The 18,603-nt window shown below is 46.1% G+C and carries 19 protein-coding genes and 1 tRNA gene; 16 read left to right on the top strand and 4 right to left on the bottom strand.

The genetic code is table 11. The features are described from left to right. Positions 1-14 precede the first annotated feature (14 nt). Positions 15-1,034: a helix-turn-helix domain-containing protein gene (locus tag C2745_RS06620; protein WP_215383582.1), complete on the top strand. Its 1,020-nt coding sequence runs from the start codon at positions 15-17 to the stop codon at positions 1,032-1,034. A 73-nt stretch (positions 1,035-1,107) separates the two neighbouring features. Here C2745_RS06620 and glnK read toward each other — a convergent pair whose 3' ends face one another. The 3 genes from glnK to ppa form a co-directional block, all read right to left on the bottom strand. Then, positions 1,108-1,446 (bottom strand): P-II family nitrogen regulator, encoded by a 339-nt coding sequence (gene glnK / locus C2745_RS06615; RefSeq protein ID WP_068323619.1) that lies wholly within the window; start codon positions 1,444-1,446, stop codon positions 1,108-1,110. A 69-nt stretch (positions 1,447-1,515) separates the two neighbouring features. Then, positions 1,516-3,135, bottom strand: coding sequence for an NAD+ synthase (locus C2745_RS06610; RefSeq protein WP_215383581.1), 1,620 nt, complete (start codon positions 3,133-3,135; stop codon positions 1,516-1,518). A 43-nt stretch (positions 3,136-3,178) separates the two neighbouring features. Further along, entirely contained in the window at positions 3,179-3,715 is a 537-nt protein-coding gene (gene ppa / locus C2745_RS06605) for an inorganic diphosphatase (protein WP_215383580.1), read from the bottom strand. A gap of 194 nt (positions 3,716-3,909) precedes the next feature. Between ppa and C2745_RS06600 the strand changes: the two genes are divergently transcribed. The 4 genes from C2745_RS06600 to C2745_RS06585 all read left to right on the top strand — a co-directional run bounded on the left by C2745_RS06600 (position 3,910) and on the right by C2745_RS06585 (position 6,964). After that, a complete protein-coding gene (locus tag C2745_RS06600; protein WP_215383579.1) occupies positions 3,910-5,970 on the top strand; it encodes a sodium-translocating pyrophosphatase in 2,061 nt (686 codons plus the stop codon). Between the two features lie 103 nt (positions 5,971-6,073). Further along, complete coding sequence (locus C2745_RS06595) at positions 6,074-6,271, top strand: hypothetical protein (protein ID WP_215383578.1); 198 nt, start codon at positions 6,074-6,076, stop codon at positions 6,269-6,271. Between the two features lie 61 nt (positions 6,272-6,332). Next, complete coding sequence (gene vapB, locus C2745_RS06590) at positions 6,333-6,566, top strand: type II toxin-antitoxin system VapB family antitoxin (protein WP_251368306.1); 234 nt, start codon at positions 6,333-6,335, stop codon at positions 6,564-6,566. Beyond that, complete coding sequence (locus C2745_RS06585) at positions 6,566-6,964, top strand: type II toxin-antitoxin system VapC family toxin (RefSeq protein WP_215383576.1); 399 nt, start codon at positions 6,566-6,568, stop codon at positions 6,962-6,964. Before vapB ends, C2745_RS06585 begins: the two co-directional genes overlap by 1 nt. An 87-nt stretch (positions 6,965-7,051) precedes the next feature. On the opposite strand, the gene trxB is transcribed toward C2745_RS06585, so the two are convergent. Beyond that, complete coding sequence (trxB, locus tag C2745_RS06580; RefSeq protein WP_215383575.1) at positions 7,052-8,008, bottom strand: thioredoxin-disulfide reductase; 957 nt, start codon at positions 8,006-8,008, stop codon at positions 7,052-7,054. A 39-nt stretch (positions 8,009-8,047) separates the two neighbouring features. Here trxB and C2745_RS06575 point away from each other — a divergent pair, with 39 nt between their 5' ends. From C2745_RS06575 to pstB, 11 genes are all read left to right on the top strand, one after another. Beyond that, positions 8,048-10,360: a DNA translocase FtsK gene (locus tag C2745_RS06575; protein WP_215383574.1), complete on the top strand. Its 2,313-nt coding sequence runs from the start codon at positions 8,048-8,050 to the stop codon at positions 10,358-10,360. Positions 10,361-10,366: 6 nt separating this feature from the next. Further along, the gene (locus tag C2745_RS06570) at positions 10,367-11,050 is read left to right on the top strand and encodes an outer membrane lipoprotein carrier protein LolA (RefSeq protein WP_215383573.1); all 684 of its coding nucleotides are present in this window, start codon (positions 10,367-10,369) and stop codon (positions 11,048-11,050) included. A gap of 27 nt (positions 11,051-11,077) precedes the next feature. Continuing rightward, positions 11,078-12,388 (top strand): serine--tRNA ligase, encoded by a 1,311-nt coding sequence (gene serS, locus C2745_RS06565; protein WP_215383572.1) that lies wholly within the window; start codon positions 11,078-11,080, stop codon positions 12,386-12,388. Positions 12,389-12,399: 11 nt separating this feature from the next. Then, positions 12,400-12,807: a hypothetical protein gene (locus C2745_RS06560; RefSeq protein ID WP_215383571.1), complete on the top strand. Its 408-nt coding sequence runs from the start codon at positions 12,400-12,402 to the stop codon at positions 12,805-12,807. 64 nt (positions 12,808-12,871) lie between these two features. Then, positions 12,872-12,961 (top strand) — tRNA-Ser (locus C2745_RS06555). 27 nt (positions 12,962-12,988) lie between these two features. Next, positions 12,989-13,624, top strand: coding sequence for a nuclease-related domain-containing protein (locus C2745_RS06550; protein WP_215383570.1), 636 nt, complete (start codon positions 12,989-12,991; stop codon positions 13,622-13,624). Positions 13,625-13,946: 322 nt separating this feature from the next. Then, the gene (locus C2745_RS06545) at positions 13,947-14,648 is read left to right on the top strand and encodes a M48 family metalloprotease (protein WP_215383569.1); all 702 of its coding nucleotides are present in this window, start codon (positions 13,947-13,949) and stop codon (positions 14,646-14,648) included. 146 nt (positions 14,649-14,794) lie between these two features. Then, positions 14,795-15,817 (top strand): phosphate ABC transporter substrate-binding protein PstS, encoded by a 1,023-nt coding sequence (gene pstS / locus C2745_RS06540; RefSeq protein ID WP_215383568.1) that lies wholly within the window; start codon positions 14,795-14,797, stop codon positions 15,815-15,817. Positions 15,818-15,899: 82 nt separating this feature from the next. Beyond that, positions 15,900-16,889: a phosphate ABC transporter permease subunit PstC gene (gene pstC / locus C2745_RS06535; protein WP_371743003.1), complete on the top strand. Its 990-nt coding sequence runs from the start codon at positions 15,900-15,902 to the stop codon at positions 16,887-16,889. Further along, positions 16,886-17,752 carry a phosphate ABC transporter permease PstA gene (pstA, locus tag C2745_RS06530; RefSeq protein WP_215383567.1) on the top strand — a complete coding sequence of 289 codons (867 nt, stop codon included), beginning with the start codon at positions 16,886-16,888 and terminating at the stop codon, positions 17,750-17,752. The genes pstC and pstA overlap by 4 nt, the downstream gene beginning before the upstream one ends. Next, the gene (gene pstB / locus C2745_RS06525; protein WP_305848887.1) at positions 17,749-18,597 is read left to right on the top strand and encodes a phosphate ABC transporter ATP-binding protein PstB; all 849 of its coding nucleotides are present in this window, start codon (positions 17,749-17,751) and stop codon (positions 18,595-18,597) included. The genes pstA and pstB overlap by 4 nt, the downstream gene beginning before the upstream one ends. The last annotated feature ends 6 nt before the right edge of the window (positions 18,598-18,603 follow it).

Raw genomic sequence — 18,603 nt, 5'->3', positions numbered from 1 at the left:
ACCATAGCTGCTTCGTGAATAAGCCAGTCAAACTTCCTGAGATTCGTAAAGAAGTCTTTACTAAGGCAAGAGAGGATCTTGGGCTAAGCACCAAAGATTTGTCTGGCATGGCCTGTCTATCCGTTCGCCAAATAGAGCAGATTGAGAATGGCGAAAGCAGTAGTTTTTATGGTGCCCAAGTTAAAGTGACTGCGGCCAAAAAAGTTGCCGGCTTACTGAAGTTAAAAGAAGAAGATGCTTTTGATTTTGGTGAAGTCATTCCAGCCCCAAAAGGCGCACCAGAAAAAGTAAACGATTCTGAAAAAACAAAGAACCCTGAAGCGAGCAAAGAAGTAGCCCCAGAAAAAAAAGCGAAGCCATCAAAGGCGGGGGAGACAAAAAAAGTAGAGAGTCAGCCTGAGCAAGTTGCCCCAATGAAAACTCTCGAGCCTATCGGTTCCCTCGATAGCTCAAAGACAACAAAGCGTGCAGACCCTAAAAAGAAGCTCTTTATTATTTTGGGTATTGCTGCAGCGCTAGTATTCTCAGTAGTCAATTTACGTCCACTATTTTTCCCTGAACCGCCTAAAGAAGAAATCGTGGTTGTGGAGGAAGTTATCAAAGAGCCTGAGCCCGAAACGAAGCCTGAAGCGGTAACGCCGCCAAGCCCAGCTCCAGTAGCGGCTCCGGCGGTTGCGGCCCCTGCTTTATCAGTTGAGTGCCCAGCTGCAGATTCTTCTGCGATTAGTTACAAGCCAGATGCACCCAAGAAAGCGGGTGACATGGTGTTCTTACAATCCAAGACCGCTCAAACGGTTTGCGTAGTGGATGCGACAGGTAAGACTCAAACAAAACAATTAGAGCCTGGTGTTGGTATTAGTGTTTACGGTAAGCCGCCTCTCAAGGTTTTAACTGGTGGCTTAAATCAAGTCGACTTGTTTTATCAGGGAGCGAAGGTTCGCCTTGGAAACACTGGCGGCAAAACTATTGTTCTGGAGCCAGCTGAAATCGCTCAGCCTGCTGCCCCAGCTTCTACAGATTCTCAACTGCGTTGATTCAATAAATATTGGCCAAATAAAAACAGCGGCCTTTAAGCCGCTGCGTTTTCTTGATGCGTTAAATCGGTTATTACACTGCTGCGTTATCAGTTTCGCCTGTGCGAATACGAATGACTTGCTCAACTGCAGTAACGAAAATCTTTCCGTCACCAATCTTGCCAGTACGAGCAGCTTTAGTAATGGCTTCAATAGCCGCTTCAACACGGTCGTCAGCCACAACAGCTTCTACTTTTACTTTAGGTAAAAAGTCGACTACGTATTCAGCGCCACGATAGAGCTCGGTATGACCCTTTTGACGGCCAAAACCCTTTACTTCAGTAACAGTAAGTCCGGTAACGCCAACTTCTGCCAGTGATTCACGGACTTCATCGAGTTTGAACGGCTTAATGATGGATGTAATTAATTTCATTTATTCCCCCTAATGCAGTAATCATACCTAGAACTGGCAAGAACTGCCAAATTTGACCTTCTAAGCAATCTAAGCTCTAAATTGTGACGTAATTGGATAGCGCCAGTCTCGGCCAAAAGCCCTGGTAGTCACGCGGACGCCCGGAGGGGCCTGACGACGCTTGTATTCATTTAGTTTAATGAGTCGCGTTACTTTTTCCACGCTTTCAGAATCAAAGCCTGCGGCAATAATCTGGGCGATAGATTGGTTTTGTTCCATGTAACGCTCAACAATGCCATCCAATACTTCGTAGGAGGGGAGGCTGTCTTGGTCTTTTTGGTCTGGACGCAACTCTGCGGAAGGTGCACGAGTCAAGATGCGTTCCGGTATCACTGCCTGAATACTATTGCGATAAGTGCATAAGCGATACACCAGAGTTTTGGCAATGTCTTTAATCACCGCAAAGCCGCCCGCCATATCACCATACAGAGTGCAGTAGCCCACTGCCATTTCACTCTTGTTGCCGGTAGTTAAAACCAGGCGACCTGTTTTATTGGAGAGAGCCATCAGTAGGGTCCCACGCACGCGTGCCTGAATATTCTCTTCGGTAGCATCTACTTTTAAACCGGCAAATTGTTCAGCCAAAGAAGCTTCTAATGCATCGACTGGTCCACTGATCGGAATCTCGTCATATTGCACTCCTAAATTCTGTGCCATCTCACGCGCATCGATCCAAGAGATGTCTGCGGTATAGCGTGAAGCCATCATGACGGCGCGAACTTTATCCGCGCCTAAAGCATCTACAGCTATTGCCAGAACCAGTGCAGAGTCTACGCCCCCGGATAAGCCAATGATCACGCCAGGAAAGCGGTTCTTGTTGACATAGTCGCGTACACCCAAAACCAGGGCTTGGTAGGCCTGCGCTTCAACCGATTGGGGTGGGGTGATCAATCCCTTTTCCAGCTCGCCTGATGGGGATATGGCAACAATGCCTAAGCCGGTTTCAAACTGAGGCATGGCCATCACAACCTCGCCACGACTATTTAATGCAAATGAGCCGCCATCAAACACTAATTCATCTTGGCCGCCAACCGCATTCACATAAACCAATGGCATCTTTGTTTTTGCAATGTGACCACGCAGCACTTCAATACGTAGCGCTTCTTTTTTCAAGTGGTAGGGCGAGGCGTTTGGAACGAGCAATACTTGTGCGCCTGCTGCATGAGCTTGCATAGCTGGACCAGGATGCCATGCATCCTCACACAAAATTAATCCGTAACGAATGCCTTCGCACTCAAAGACACAGGCTTGATTGCCAGGGACGAAGTAACGCACTTCGTCAAATACTTCATGATTAGGCAATTCTTGTTTTGCATAGCCTGCAATCACTTTGCCATTTTGTAAAACAGAGGCATAGTTCTGCAAACCCGCGGATGTTTGTTTTGGATGGCCCACAATAACTGTTAGACCGGAGTATTGAGCCAACTCCTTCATCAAGAGCTCAAGCTGCTCTTGAGCTGCTGCAATAAAAGCAGGGCGGAGTAGTAAGTCTTCTGGGGGATAGCCTGTGAGCGAAAGCTCAGGGGTTACTACGAGTTTGGCGCCTTGAGAATGGGCATCCAGAGCGGCTTTGTGAATGAGTTGCGCGTTGCCAGCCAAATCACCCAGTAATGGGTTGATTTGGGCTAAAGCAATTTTCTGTGCGCTCACTCCGATTCACAAAGCCTGTGCTATTAATTAAATAAATAAGTAATTAAGCGTGCTCTTTGTTGTAACGCTCAATGCCCTCAAGAATTTCTTGATGGGCTTCAGCAATACCACCCCAACCTTTAACTTTTACCCATTTACCTGGCTCGAGATCTTTGTAGTGCTCGAAGAAGTGTTGGATTTGATTTAAACGCAATGGGTTGATGTCTTCTGGTTTTTGCCAGTGTGTATAGATAGGCAAAATTTTGTCTTCAGGCACAGCCAACAATTTAGCGTCTTGGCCAGCTTCATCTTCCATTTGCAAAATACCGATTGCGCGGCAGCTAACAACAACACCAGGGATGAGTGGGAATGGAGTAATTACGAGAACGTCAACAGGGTCGCCATCACCAGCGATCGTTTTATTGATGTAGCCATAGTTACATGGATAGTGCATTGCAGTACCCATAAAACGGTCAACGAAAATTGCGCCACTCTCTTTGTCTACTTCATACTTGATTGGATCCGCGTTCATTGGGATTTCAATAATGACGTTGAAGCTTTCAGGGATCTTTTTACCTGGCTTGACTTTGTCGAGACTCATAAATACTCCGAATAATGATTAGTAAATACCCTGATCCTATAGAGGGGGAGCAGGGGTGATTCTGTTACATACTGGTACAGCTTAAAGACCATAGTTTAAAGCTTTCGGGAACCGGGTCTACCTAAGTGCAGGATATGCAAAACAATAAAGATTAACAAATGATTAACAAATCATTAACTTTAGGGAGTTCAAGCATGAGTAATGTCACTTTAGGCTTGTATTTTGCCTTGGCGTGCGGTGTCATAGCCGTAATTTACGGTTTTGTGATGCGCGGCTGGATCTTGAAGCAAAGTACGGGAAATGCCAAGATGCAAGAAATTGCCGAGGCAATTCAGCAGGGTGCGGCAGCATATTTGTCGCGCCAATATAAAACGATTGCTGTGGTTGGGGTAGTTCTGACCATTCTCATGGCGCTCTTCCTTGATTTTGCAACTGCCATTGGATTTGTGATTGGCGCCGTTCTATCTGGTGCTTGCGGTTTCATCGGCATGAATGTTTCAGTACGCGCAAACGTGCGTACAGCTGAAGCGGCAACCAAGGGTATGAACGAAGCCCTTAATGTGGCATTTAAAGGTGGCGCCATTACCGGTATGTTGGTAGTTGGACTTGGACTCTTAGGTGTTGGTTTGTTCTTTATGTTCCTCGTATCGATTGGTGCGGGCCAAGACCTCTCTTCTGTGTTGCATCCATTAATTGGTTTGGCATTCGGATCTTCATTGATTTCGATCTTCGCTCGATTGGGCGGCGGCATCTTCACTAAGGGTGCTGACGTTGGTGCTGACTTAGTCGGAAAAGTTGAAGCGGGTATTCCGGAAGATGATCCACGCAATCCCGCGGTGATTGCTGACAACGTTGGCGATAACGTTGGTGACTGCGCAGGTATGGCGGCTGACTTATTTGAAACTTATGCGGTGACACTTATTGCAACCATGGTCTTAGGATCTTTAATGGTGGCGGGTGCGCCAGTAGCTGCAATCATCTATCCATTGGTTCTCGGTGGCGTTTCTATCATTGCCTCGATCATTGGCTGTTCATTTGTTAAAGCAACTCCCGGCATGAGAAACGTGATGCCTGCTTTGTATAAAGGTTTGATCATTGCTGGTGGCTTGTCACTTGTAGCCTTCTACTTTGTAACCAACTTCATCATGCCGGATGATGCTTTGGGTATCCCTGGTAGCCAATGGCGTTTGTTTGGTTCAACAGTAGTCGGTTTGTTGCTCACAGCAGGTTTAGTGTGGATTACCGAGTACTACACCGGTACCCAGTTCAAACCAGTGCAACACATTGCTGAAGCATCGACCAAAGGTCACGGCACAAACATCATTGCTGGTTTAGGCATCTCAATGAAGTCTACCGCTTATCCAGTTCTATTTGTATGCGCAGCGATTTTTGCTGCGTACTGGTTGGCTGGTTTGTATGGCATTGCAATTGCAGCAACAGCAATGTTGTCAATGGCAGGTATCGTCGTTGCGCTGGATGCCTATGGCCCAATTACAGATAACGCTGGCGGTATTGCAGAGATGGCAGGCTTGCCACAATCTGTACGCGATATTACCGATCCATTAGATGCGGTTGGCAACACTACAAAAGCAGTAACCAAAGGCTATGCCATTGGTTCAGCTGGTTTGGCGTCTCTTGTGCTCTTTGCTGACTACACACACGCTTTAGAGAGTATTGGCCAGCAAGTGTCGTTTGACTTGTCTAACCATATGGTGATTATTGGCCTCTTTATTGGCGGCATGATTCCTTACTTGTTTGGTGCGATGGCGATGGAAGCGGTTGGTCGTTGTGCTGGTGCGGTAGTGGAGGAGGTTCGTCGCCAGTTCCGGGATATTCCTGGAATCATGGAGGGCACTTCTAAGCCTGAGTATGGCAAAGCAGTCGACATGCTGACATCTGCAGCCATTAAAGAGATGATTGTTCCTTCACTCTTGCCAGTAGTTGCACCAATCGTTGTTGGCCTCTTGCTTGGGCCTGCTGCTTTGGGTGGCTTGCTGATGGGCACGATCGTGACTGGTTTATTTGTGGCGATCTCGATGTGTACTGGCGGCGGTGCTTGGGATAATGCAAAGAAATACATCGAAGAAGGTAACTTCGGTGGCAAAGGTTCTGAAGCGCATAAAGCTGCAGTAACTGGCGACACCGTAGGTGACCCTTATAAAGATACTGCGGGTCCCGCTGTTAACCCACTGATCAAGATCATCAACATCGTGGCGTTGCTCATCGTGCCACTCTTGCCAGTGATCTCACGTTAAGTAATAAAACCGCAACAAACAAAAACGCCTAGCATTGCTAGGCGTTTTTGTTTGGTATCGCCATTTCGATATTCAGGTCTTTGGTTTAATTATCATTTAACCCATGCAAAAAATTGAGTTAATTAAAGTGCGCGTGGATCTTACAAATTCCAAAACCTTTCCAAAGGGTTTTGTCGATATTGAGGCATTAAATCTTGTTACAGAGATGCAAATCTTGGTGCATGAGGGGGAAGATGATCTAGAGTGGGAAATGTTAATTAGAAGTTCTCCGAAGCCCCATACAGACAAGGTTTCCTCTTAAAGGGGTTGAAATTAGGCTAAGTGCGATATACAATTGCTATATACATATGGAGGGTCAACTTTTGGCTATTTCAACAGTGTTTACCAACAACCGTACTCAGGCGGTGAGATTGCCTGCAGAAATGCGATTGCCAGAAAATGTGCGCAAGGTTAACGTACGCTCAAAAGGTCGTGAGCGCATCATTGCACCTATAGAAAATATGTGGGACAACTTCTTCTTGGGTGAAGCAGGTGTAAGTGAAGACTTCATGAACGAAAGAGGCTCCCAGGAGCAAGGCGATAGAGACTCCCTCTAATGCTTAAGTACCTATTGGACACAAATATTGTTATTTATGTCATAAAGCAAAAACCACTAGAGGCGCTTAAAGTATTCAACAAAAATGCTAATCGTATGGCTATATCAGCAATTACATTGGCAGAGCTAATTTATGGCGCCGAAAAAAGTGCAAGCGTAGAAAAAAATCTCAATGTTATTGAAGACTTCATTAGCCACTTAGAGGTTTTGCCCTATGACATAGCTGCAACTCAGCATTATGGGCAAATTAAGGCTTTTCTAGAGCGTGCGGGTCAGCCCATTGGAGTAAATGATATTCATATTGCAGCTCACGCCAGAAGTCACGGCCTAACTCTTGTTACCAACAATATGTCTGAGTTTAAGAGGGTTCCAAACCTTGCTCTTGAAAACTGGGTTTAAGCATCGTCCCTAAAACAAAAACGCCTAGCATTGCTAGGCGTTTTTTTATTACCTTATTACTGAGTTACAAAGAAACATCTCAGCTTTTTATTCCAATGTTTCCAAGTAACGCTGTGCATCTAATGCAGCCATACAACCTGTGCCGGCACTAGTAATGGCTTGACGGTAGATGTGGTCTTGTACGTCGCCAGCAGCAAACACGCCAGGGATGTTGGTGGCGGTAGCATTGCCTTCAAGGCCAGAATGGGTCTTGAGGTAGCCGTTGTTCATGTCAAGCTGACCAACAAAAAGTTCGGTGTTCGGTTTGTGGCCAATCGCAATGAAGGCGCCAGTGACGGCTAGATCTTCGGTGCTGCCATCTTGCTTCTTAATGCGCACACCAGTAACGCCTTTTTCATCGCCGAGAACTTCATCTAATGTGGAGTTCAGTTTGAGCTCTACTTTGCCTTCAGCTACTTTAGCCATTAAGCGGTCATTGAGAATTGGCTCTGCACGGAATTTATCGCGACGATGAATCACGGTAACTTTTTTAGCGATACCGGTAAGGTAAAGCGCTTCTTCAACAGCAGTGTTTCCACCACCAACTACGCAGACGTCTTGATTGCGGTAGAAGAAACCATCACAAGTTGCGCAACCAGAAACACCGCGTCCCATAAATGCCTCTTCGCTTGGTAAGCCAATGTATTGAGCAGAGGCACCAGTACAAATAATTAATGCATCGCAGGTGTAAGTGCCAGAGTCGCCAACTAAACGAATGGGTTTTTCTTTTAAGGCTGCGGTATGAATGTGGTCAAAAATGATTTCAGTATTAAAGCGCTCAGCATGCTTTAAAAAGCGGTCCATGAGTTCTGGGCCTTGAACGCCATCCGCATCTGCAGGCCAGTTTTCCACGTCAGTGGTGGTCATCAATTGACCGCCTTGGGCCAGTCCAGTAATGAGGGTAGGGTTTAAATTGGCACGGGCAGCGTAGACAGCTGCTGTATAGCCAGCAGGGCCAGATCCGAGGATTAGAACTTTGGAGTGTTTTGGGGTATTTGTAGTCATAAGCAAATTATAGAATTGCTTGTTTACAATCGGTAGAACATGGCTAGAACCGCATACCCGAAGTCCAAGACTCCAATGAGTCCCGAGCCCCCCGATAACGGCGGGCAGGGCAGAATGCCCCGTTTGCTTCTGGAGGCCCGCTGGTTCATCTCCCTAGGCCTTTGCTTGGGCTTATTTGCCATCCTGCTGACCTATACCAAGGCCGATCCAGCCTGGTCAAACGCCAGTTTTGAGACCCCAAAGAACCTAGGCGGTCGTTTTGGGGCCTATTTAGCCGATTTAATGCTCTATATCTTCGGAATATCTGCCTTTTGGTGGGTAGTTCTGTTTGGGCGCCGCGTCCTCAATGGCTGGAGAGAGCTTTGGAGTATTCCATTGCCCCCAGATCCTGACGCTAAACCCGATTCCTTATTAATGCGCTGGTTGGGCTTTGGCCTGACCCTGGTCTGCAGTATGGGCATTGAGTCCATTCGGATGCATTCGTTGTCCTGGCAGCTTCCTAGGCCTCCTGGGGGCATTCTGGGTGAGTTGATTGGCGATCCCTTGCAAATGTCCCTCGGTTTTACTGGGGCGACCTTAGTTCTCCTATTTGGCCTATGTGCTGGCTTATCTCTCTTTTTGCATTTTTCTTGGCTCGATATTGCTGAGAAAGTAGGTCGATTCTTGGAGGTGACTTATCACCGTATTCGCGAACGTCGCGATGTCGAAGAAGATCGCAAGTTGGGTGAAGCTGCTGCGGAAGAGCGTGAAGAGTTTGTGGAAGAGTTCCGCGGACGTGTTGAAGTTGCTGCTCCTGTACAAATTGTGCGCGCACCAGTGGAGATTCCTAAGAGCGCTCGCGTTGAACGTGAAAAGCAGCAACCATTGTTTGTCGATATTCCGGATTCAGAATTACCGCCACTCGCATTGCTTGATCCAGTGCCTGAAGCAAAAGAAACAATCTCTGCCGATGTCTTGGAATTTACTTCGCGCTTAATTGAGCGTAAGTTGGCAGAATTTAATGTTCAGGTAACTGTGATTGCTGCATACCCTGGTCCAGTGGTCACTCGTTATGAGATTGACCCAGCAGTAGGTGTGAAGGGTAGTCAGATTGTGAATCTCTCACGCGACTTGGCGCGTTCACTCGGCGTAGTGAGTATGCGTGTTGTTGAAACGATTCCAGGCAAAACCTGCATGGCTCTGGAATTACCAAATCCAACACGTCAATCGGTTTACCTGTCTGAGATCCTGACTTCACAGGTATACAACGACAACCACTCATTATTGACTCTGGCTCTAGGTAAAGACATCTCCGGTAGCCCGATGGTGGCCGACTTGGCGAAGATGCCTCACTGCTTAGTTGCGGGTACCACTGGTGCTGGTAAGTCAGTTGGTATTAATGCCATGATCCTGTCTTTGCTCTTTAAGGCAAAGCCTGACGAAGTGCGTCTGATCATGATTGATCCGAAGATGCTCGAGATGGCAATCTACGACAAGATTCCGCACTTGTTATGTCCAGTAGTGACTGACATGAAGCAAGCTTACAACGCGCTTAACTGGGCGGTAAATGAGATGGAGCGTCGCTACAAACTCATGAGTAAGTTTGGTGTGCGTAACTTAGCCGGCTTTAACAAAAAGATTGCAGAAGCAGAAGAAAAAGGCGAGAAGCTCACTAATCCATTTAGCTTGACGCCGGATGATCCAGAGCCAATCTATAAAGCACCAGTGATCGTCATCGTGATCGATGAGTTAGCTGACTTGATGATGGTTTCTGGCAAGAAGATCGAAGAGTTGATTGCGCGTATTGCACAAAAGGCTCGTGCTGCAGGCATTCATTTGGTATTGGCAACACAGCGTCCAAGCGTGGACGTCATTACTGGCTTGATCAAAGCAAACGTACCAACTCGTATTTCATTCCAAGTGAGCTCTAAGATCGACAGTCGTACGATTTTGGATCAGCAGGGCGCGGAAGCGCTGCTGGGTATGGGCGATATGCTTTACATGGCTCCAGGCACTGGCTTACCAGTTCGCGTGCATGGTGCCTTTGTATCGGATGATGAAGTGCATCGCGTAGTTGAGTGGCTCAAAGAGAAGGGTGAAGCTAACTACATCGATGGTGTATTAGAAGGTGCCGATGAATCTAATGTCGATGCCTTAACTGGCGAGAGCGGCGGCGAAGCTGATCCACTCTATGACCAGGCTGTTGCCATTGTTCTTGAAAACAAGCGCCCATCCATCTCATTAGTGCAGCGTCACTTGCGCATTGGCTATAACCGCGCAGCACGCTTATTAGAGGATATGGAAAAGGCTGGTCTCGTATCGAAGATGGGTAATGGCGGCAATCGCGAGATTTTGCATCGTCCTTCGGAGTAAGGTTCCATGCCAAGAGTTCTCATAGCAGCAATCCTCAGTATTGCCAGCATCTTATTTTCAAATGCAGCCCTATCTCAAGCGGAGACTGGTTCAGAGCAATTGCGCCAATTCGTGCGCAACTCAAAAACAGCTGAAGGCGATTTTGTGCAGCAACAGTTACGCGCACCTAAAGCAAATGAGCCGCAAGATAAAGGTTTAAAAGTAGTGCGCCAAACCCAAGGCCATTTTGTGTTTCAACGTCCTGGTCGTTTTATTTGGGATACGCAAAAACCGTTTGAGCAAAAGCTCATCGCTGATGGCAAACAGCTCATCTTGTGGGACAAGGATTTAAATCAAGCAACCTTTCGTCCAGCTGGACAAGCATTGGCATCAACTCCAGCAGCAATTCTCTTTGGTGAGAGTTCATTAGATCAGCACTTCGATCTGGTGGATGGGGAAGAGCGATTGGGTATGAAGTGGGTAGCTCTAACACCTAAAAAAGACCCTAATGCCAAAGGTAAAAGTGATTTACCGTACACCAAGATTTCGATTGGCATGATCAACGGTTTGCCTAAAGCCCTTGAACTTACCGATGGATTGGGTAGCGTAGTGCTCGTTACCCTGGATAAGATCCAGCTCAATGTGAATTTACCTGCCAATCGCTTTACTTTCTATCCGCCCGCCGGGGCAGAAGTCTTGCGCTTAAACTAGAGCCCATATACCTAACCAAAGCTACATATGATTGATCCGCAATTACTCCGTAAAGATATCGCTGCAGTTGCTGCACGTTTAGCTACTCGTAAATTCCAGCTCGATGTTGAGAAATTCAATACATTAGAAGCTGAGCGCAAATCACTGCAAACCCGCACCGAAGAATTGCAAGCAAAACGCAATCAGTTGTCTAAAGCCATTGGTATGAAAAAAGGCAAGGGCGAAGATGCTTCTGCCGAGATGGCTGAGGTTGCGCAAGTAAATGCAGATATGGAATCTGGTGCAGCAAGACTAAGCACCCTTCAAGCAGAGATTTCTGATTTCTTAATGGGCATCCCCAACCTTCCGGATGAATCTGTGCCAGCAGGTAAAGATGAAGCCGAGAATAAAGAAGTAAAGCGTTGGGGTGAGCAACCTATTTTTGATTTTGAGATTAAAGATCACGTTGACCTTGGTGGTCCATTAGGACTCGACTTTGAAGTGGCGGCAAAGATTAGCGGCTCACGCTTTGTAGTGCTCAAGGGACCAATCGCGAGATTGCACCGCGCTTTGGCCCAGTTCATGATTGATACCCATGCTACAAAGCACGAGTATCAAGAGGTCTACGCCCCTTACATGGTGAATGCTGCCTCAATGCGTGGCACTGGGCAATTGCCGAAGTTTGAAGAAGACTTATTCAAAGTCCCGCGTCAAATGGGTGGTGAAGACGGTAATGGTGAAGCGAAGACTGAAAACTTCTATCTCATTCCAACAGCAGAAGTGCCGGTGACTAATTTAGTCCGTGATGAAATCGTGAACGCCGATAACTTACCAATGAAATTTGTAGCTCATACACCATGCTTCCGCTCAGAAGCGGGTAGCTATGGCCGTGATGTACGCGGCATGATTCGTCAACACCAATTCGACAAGGTGGAGTTAGTTCAAATCACTAAACCAGAACACTCTATGCAAGCGCTAGAAGAATTAACTGGTCATGCAGAACGTATTTTGGAATTGCTCGAGTTGCCATATAGAAAAGTATTGCTCTGCACTGGTGATATGGGTTTTGGTAGCACCAAGACCTACGACTTAGAAGTGTGGGTGCCATCACAGCATGCTTACCGAGAAATTAGCTCTTGCTCAAGCATGGGTGATTTCCAGGCAAGAAGAATGCAAGCAAGATTCAAAGCTGGGCAAGGTAAACCAGAATTGGTTCACACCTTAAATGGCTCAGGCTTAGCAGTAGGTAGAGCATTGGTGGCTCTATTAGAGAACAAGCAACTGGTGGATGGCAGCATTGCCATTCCTAAAGCGCTGCAACCATACTTGGGCGGCTTAGAAGTGCTCAAGCCTATTTAATGTTTGCGCAAATGCATAAGCTCTCATTATTTCTAACACTTATTTGTACGGCATTGATTTCTCCAGGGGTTTTGGCGACTGAAAAAACCTACCGATGCGAGGTGTTGAGTGACGCTTATATCAAAAGCAATGGAGAGCTAGATATCGTTAAAGATAGCCCCAGAATTGCCCAAGAATTTGCAGTGGTCAAGAAATCCGGGGAAGTGGTTGGTGATGTGATGGATTCTTTGGGAAAGCCTAAAGTCATCGCATCTGGAAGCAACGGTAATGCTTACAAAGTTATTTGGACGCAAAAGGCTGCTGGCAAAGATGGTGTCTTTGTGGACTATCTCAGCATCGAAGGATTTACAAAAGACGGCAAGAAGCCGTTTGGATTCTTTTCTGGCTCGCTTTTGATGACGGGTGTCTGCGAGCAATAAGCAGCAAGCCTGAAGCAACAAGCCCTCAACAAGGTTGCTATTTAAGTTTTATCCTGCAGTTATCGGAGAGGTGGCAGAGTGGTCGAATGTACCTGACTCGAAATCAGGCGTAGGGTCAAACCTACCGAGGGTTCGAATCCCTCCCTCTCCGCCACGACGCTTTACCCGTTAGGATTTTTAAATGAAAGATATTGGCTCGATAACACTGGTAACCGGCTTCATCCTATTATTTATTGGATATCTAGCAGGGTCTAGGCGTAATTCTTCGTACCAAGCGCAGAACGCTGGAGAGCAAAGAGTCAGGGATGCATTGATGGCTAATCTACCATCTAGGGATTGGCATCTGATGAATCATTTAACACTACCGAGGGATGGCGGGGGTACAACGCAGATAGATCATGTATTAATTTCTAGGCGCGGAATATTTGTAATAGAGACTAAAGATTACTCGGGCTGGATATTCTGTAGCGCAAGTCAAAAACTGTGGATGCAAATCACGCGCAGAGGGCGATACCAGTTTCAAAACCCTATTCAGCAGAATTACGGTCATCTCAAGGCCATAGAGAGGGCGCTCGACTTCATTGAGCCTCAATTCATAAAAGGGGTAGTAGTGTTCGCTGGCGATTCTGAATTTAAGAAGCCTCCACCAGCGGGTGTGTTCTCGCTTGATGGCTTGATTGCGTATTTGAAGACTCAGACGGCAGATACCATCACTGAGAATAGGATGCAGTTTGCAGTCGGTAGATTGGAGTGTGTTCGTTTAGCTCTTACCAGTGAGACGGATGTGGAGCATGTCAATAAGCTACGATACAAATAAGCGGCGCAGAACCCAGTAAAGAGTCAGCCTGTTTAGTTAAAAACCGTGCCACAAAAGACCTGATGGGGTTAGAAACATAGGCAATCATCCCATTTAATTAGATTGCCGGCGAATGCAGTAAAGCAGCAAGGAATGCGTTAACCGTCTGTGTGGGATTTATAAATAGGATTGCAAAAGACTAATCATGCAAAACAAGGCTTCATCTACATCAATTCATTCGTTTGATTAAGAAAACCACTTTCATTGGATCAAGATGCATTTGAGAATTCAGCATGCGCTAGGGTTAGTGCTCTTAAGCACCTTTTTATTTGCGTGCTCAAGCATGAAGTCCGATCGTGAAGGTGTTATTCAGGTTCCAAATGAAGTTTGGTGGAATACGGCCGCAAAGCAAGAAACCGGAAGGCCAATCTCAAGTGGCTCATTGAATGGGATTGACCCAAGCGCTCAGCGAAATTTGGCGGTCATACGAGGAAAAATTGCCAAAGTAAGCCCAGTTAAATTTGTTGTGGGCTTTTCAGAGAGTGATGATATTAATGCTTTTGCAAGCCTGCAAAATGGGCAATATTACATTGTGTTTACCAATGGATTTATGCGCCAATTTGGCGATGATCCCGATGTGATTGCCGCAGTTTTTGGCCATGAGTTGGGACATCATCATTTGGGTCATACCCAACCGGATTACGCCAAAAATAGGGATGTTGCTATTGGAGTGGCCAGTCAGGCTTTGGGGGCAATTTCTAGCTATTTCATCCCCTTTAGCGGGCTCTTGGTGGGAAATGCGGTTAAGGGTGCAGGGCTGTCCTATAACAGGGATGATGAGCGTGATGCTGATAAATTTGGCATGAGGCTGGCTTTAAAGGCAGGCTATTCCCCCTGTGGAAGCTATCGATTTGCAGAAAAAATGAATGCCTTAGGGCAAGGCCCGGCATTAGCTTTCCTTTCAACCCACCCCGGAAATGATGAAAGACTCAAAAATTCACAAGATTTGAGTCAAGCCGAGGCAAATTCTTCGTGCGTCCAATAAAACTCCCTAATTAGAGCTTTTAAGGCAATAAGAGCTCCGGAATGGGGGAAATTTACCCCCATTTAGGATGTCACAAAGCTGTCATATTTCCACCGTATCGTTCTTATATCGCGCCGTTGCGCATATTCAATGTAAGGACTGACCGAATGAAATCTTTTCTGAAAAAAGCATTATTTATTGGTGCTATTTCACTTGCTCCAGCAGCATTTGCAGTGGACATGACTGGCGCTGGCGCAACATTCCCATACCCAATTTATGCAAAATGGGCGGAAGCTTTTAAAGCTAAAACCGGCTCCAATTTAAATTACCAGTCCATCGGTTCATCTGGTGGTATCAAACAAATCAAAGCTAAAACAGTGGATTTCGGTGCCACTGATAATCCAGTGAAGTTTGACGATTTAGAAAAAGACGGCTTGGTTCAGTTCCCAGCAATTATTGGTGGTGTAGTTCCGGTGATTAACGTTGATGGTGTAAAGCCAGGCGAAATCAAGTTGGACGGCCCAACTTTGGCTGATATTTTCCAGGGTGTTATTTCTGACTGGGGTGATAAGCGTATTGCTATCATGAATCCTGGTGTAAAGATTCCTAGCGGCCCAATTACAGTAGTTGTGCGCGCTGATGGTTCTGGTACAACAGCAATCTTTACTGATTACTTAGCTAAGACAAGCACTTTATTCAAGGACTCAGTTGGTTCTGGTGCTTCTGTTAAATGGCCTGCAGCCTCAACAGTTGGCGGCAAAGGTAACGAAGGTGTAGCGGCAAACGTAACACGCGTAAAGAACTCAGTTGGTTATGTCGAGTATGCATATGCCAAGAAAAACAAAATGACTTTCATCTCTTTAAAAAACAAAGATGGTCAATTTGTGGCTCCTGATGATCTAACATTCGCAGCTGCTGCTGCAAGCACTGATTGGGCGGCTATTCCAGGAATGGGCACATTTATTACTAATGCTCCTGGTGCTAAATCTTGGCCAATCACTGGCGCATCATTTATCTTAATCTACAAAAATCCTGAAAACAAAGCAAACGTAGCCGAAGTGCTGAAGTTCTTTGACTTTGCTTTCAAAGACGGCAAGAAAATGGCCGAAGATTTGGACTACGTACCAATGCCAGACAAGACTACAGACTTTATTCGTAAGAATGTATTTACCAAGATTGTTACTAAGTAATTTTGCAATTTAACCCTTTAATTGCAATGATCAACAGCTCCACCTCGGTGGGGCTGTTTGAATGTTTAATAATGCTAAAACTATGATGGATAACGCCCAATCCCATTCAGCGCCTACGCCTCAGGCACTAAGAATTGCCAAGCTGCAGCGTGTACAGGATTTCTTATTTCACGCGATTACGCAGTTCTTTGCCTGTAGCGTGTTGATTGCGCTCCTCGGAATCATTATTTCCTTGGTGATGAATGCATGGCCAGCTCTTAATACCTTTGGGCTGGGCTTCTTCTTTACCCAAGAATGGGACATTGTGAATGGTGAGTTTGGGGGCCTGATTGCCATCTACGGAACCTTGGTGACATCCATCATTGCTTTGTTGATCGCAGTGCCTTTGAGTTTTGGCATTGCAGTATTTCTCACGGAACTATGCCCAGGTCCACTTCGTAGACCTTTGGGTACCGCAGTAGAGTTATTGGCTGCTGTGCCATCCATCATTTACGGTATGTTTGGTTTATTCATATTCGCACCTTTATTTGCAGACTACATTGAGCCTGTGCTCGCGGCAACACTTGGAAAGATCCCTGGCCTGGGAATTTTGTTTTCTGGTGCCTTTAACGGTATTGGTGTTTTATGTGCCGGATTAATTCTGGCAATGATGATTCTTCCGTTTATTGCATCAGTAATGCGCGATGTTTTTGAAATTGTTCCGCCAGTTCTCAAAGAGTCGGCATATGGTATTGGCTGCACAACCTGGGAAGTGGTTAAGAATGTTGTACTTCCGTATACCAAGGCGGGCGTTATCGGTGGCGTGATGCTTGGATTGGGTAGGGCATTAGGTGAAACCATGGCTGTGACCTTTGTCATTGGAAACGCACAGCGCTTATCCCCTTCTTTATTTGCTCCCGGAACATCTATTGCTTCGACCCTTGCGAATGAATTTGGTGAAGCTGAAGCTGGCAACCACCTTTCCTCTTTATTTGCTTTAGGTCTGGCACTATTTATTATTACCTTCATTGTTTTGGCGTGCGCTAAGTGGATGCTAAACAATATGGAGAAGAAGCAGGGCTTGAAATCATGAACAAAGCCACTAATATCAATCCAGAAGTTTTTGCTCGTCGCAAACGCGCCAACAAGATTGGCTTAACCCTATCCATGGCCGCGATGGGTTTGGGCATGATTTTTTTATTCTGGATCTTAAGTGTTCTAGTGATAAAAGGTTTTTCATCTATCAATCTAGATCTATTTACGCATAGCACTCCAGCCCCAGGTTCTGATGGCGGTGGTCTTGCAAACGCTATTGTTGGCAGCCTCATGTTGATTGGTTGCTGCACTTTAATTAGCACGCCAGTTGGTGTGCTTGCAGGCCTCTATCTTTCTGAATACGGCGATAGAAGTAAAGTGGCTGCTATCACTCGATTCGTGACTGACATCATGCTGTCTGCGCCATCGATTGTGATTGGCCTATTCGTATACGCATTTGTAGTGGCTCAGGTTCGGCACTTCTCTGGTTGGGCAGGCACTATCGCTTTGGCCTTAATTGCGATCCCAGTCGTTGTGCGAACTACGGAAAATATGCTGCGCTTAGTGCCAGGAAGTCTGCGCGAGGCAGCTTATGCGCTTGGCACACCAAAGTGGAAGGTCGCTTTCATGATCACCTTACGCGCTGCTCAAAGCGGTGTGATGACGGGTATCTTGCTAGCATTAGCGCGCGTTAGTGGCGAAACAGCTCCTCTGCTGTTTACCGCCTTAAATAACCAATTCTTCTCAACCAATATGAATGCGCCAATGGCGAATTTGCCGGTTGTGATTTTCCAGTTTGCTATGAGCCCTTATGACAATTGGGTGGATCTTGCATGGGGTGGTGCTTTATTGATTACCTTTGCAGTGCTTGGATTAAATATCCTGGCTCGCGTGGTATTCCGAGATAAGGTGCAGGGATGATGAGTAATATGAAAACAATGTTTGACTTAAATAAGATTGATAGTCAAGGGGGTAGAGTGGATACGGTAAATCAAGAGCCGCAAAAAACTGCAGTCAATGCGATTGAAGTGCGGAATCTGAATTTTTATTACGGCGCATTTCAAGGTCTAAAAAAGATCAATCTCGATATCGAGCAAGGCAAGGTCACTGCGTTTATTGGACCTTCTGGCTGTGGAAAATCTACTCTTTTGAGAACCCTCAACCGGATGTATGACCTCTATCCGGGTCAACGCGCTGAAGGTGAGATTAACTTCTATGGTCAGAACATCCTAGAGCCAGGTCAAGATTTAAACCTACTGCGCTCAAGAATTGGTATGGTTTTTCAGAAGCCAACCCCATTCCCAATGTCGATTTATGAAAATATCGCCTTTGGTGTGCGCCTCTACGAAAAGTTATCACGCTCAGAAATGGATGAGCGTGTTGAGTGGGCCTTAAATAAGGCTGCCCTATGGAATGAAGTCAAAGACAAGTTAAACCAAAGCGGTCTTTCTTTGTCTGGCGGTCAGCAGCAGCGTTTATGTATTGCACGTGGCGTGGCTGTTAAGCCTTCAGTGATTTTGTTGGACGAGCCAACCTCTGCATTGGATCCAATCTCTACTGGCAAGGTAGAGGAATTGATTCATGAGCTTAAAAATGATTACACGATTGCTATCGTGACCCATAATATGCAGCAAGCAGCTCGTGTATCTGACTACACAGCCTATATGTATTTAGGGAGCCTGATTGAATACGGCAAGACTGATGAGATATTTATTAAGCCTAAGCGTAAAGAAACAGAAGACTATATAACCGGCCGCTTCGGTTAATTGGAG

Origin of the sequence: Polynucleobacter sp. AP-Kolm-20A-A1, assembly GCF_018688315.1 — a bacterium.
Classification (GTDB): Bacteria; Pseudomonadota; Gammaproteobacteria; order Burkholderiales; family Burkholderiaceae; genus Polynucleobacter.
The sequence above is the reverse complement of the archived record's forward strand: the minus strand, read 5'-3'. Positions and strand labels throughout refer to the sequence as shown.

Coding starts and splice junctions, on each gene's coding strand:
- glnK (WP_068323619.1), bottom strand. CDS start 1,446: ATGAAATTAATTACATCCATCATTAAGCCGTTCAAACTCGATGAAGTC.
- ppa (WP_215383580.1), bottom strand. CDS start 3,715: ATGAGTCTCGACAAAGTCAAGCCAGGTAAAAAGATCCCTGAAAGCTTC.
- C2745_RS06600 (WP_215383579.1), top strand. CDS start 3,910: ATGAGTAATGTCACTTTAGGCTTGTATTTTGCCTTGGCGTGCGGTGTC.
- C2745_RS06595 (WP_215383578.1), top strand. CDS start 6,074: ATGCAAAAAATTGAGTTAATTAAAGTGCGCGTGGATCTTACAAATTCC.
- C2745_RS06585 (WP_215383576.1), top strand. CDS start 6,566: ATGCTTAAGTACCTATTGGACACAAATATTGTTATTTATGTCATAAAG.
- trxB (WP_215383575.1), bottom strand. CDS start 8,008: ATGACTACAAATACCCCAAAACACTCCAAAGTTCTAATCCTCGGATCT.
- C2745_RS06575 (WP_215383574.1), top strand. CDS start 8,048: ATGGCTAGAACCGCATACCCGAAGTCCAAGACTCCAATGAGTCCCGAG.
- C2745_RS06570 (WP_215383573.1), top strand. CDS start 10,367: ATGCCAAGAGTTCTCATAGCAGCAATCCTCAGTATTGCCAGCATCTTA.
- serS (WP_215383572.1), top strand. CDS start 11,078: ATGATTGATCCGCAATTACTCCGTAAAGATATCGCTGCAGTTGCTGCA.
- C2745_RS06560 (WP_215383571.1), top strand. CDS start 12,400: ATGCATAAGCTCTCATTATTTCTAACACTTATTTGTACGGCATTGATT.
- C2745_RS06550 (WP_215383570.1), top strand. CDS start 12,989: ATGAAAGATATTGGCTCGATAACACTGGTAACCGGCTTCATCCTATTA.
- C2745_RS06545 (WP_215383569.1), top strand. CDS start 13,947: ATGAAGTCCGATCGTGAAGGTGTTATTCAGGTTCCAAATGAAGTTTGG.
- pstS (WP_215383568.1), top strand. CDS start 14,795: ATGAAATCTTTTCTGAAAAAAGCATTATTTATTGGTGCTATTTCACTT.
- pstC (WP_371743003.1), top strand. CDS start 15,900: ATGATGGATAACGCCCAATCCCATTCAGCGCCTACGCCTCAGGCACTA.
- pstA (WP_215383567.1), top strand. CDS start 16,886: ATGAACAAAGCCACTAATATCAATCCAGAAGTTTTTGCTCGTCGCAAA.
- pstB (WP_305848887.1), top strand. CDS start 17,749: ATGATGAGTAATATGAAAACAATGTTTGACTTAAATAAGATTGATAGT.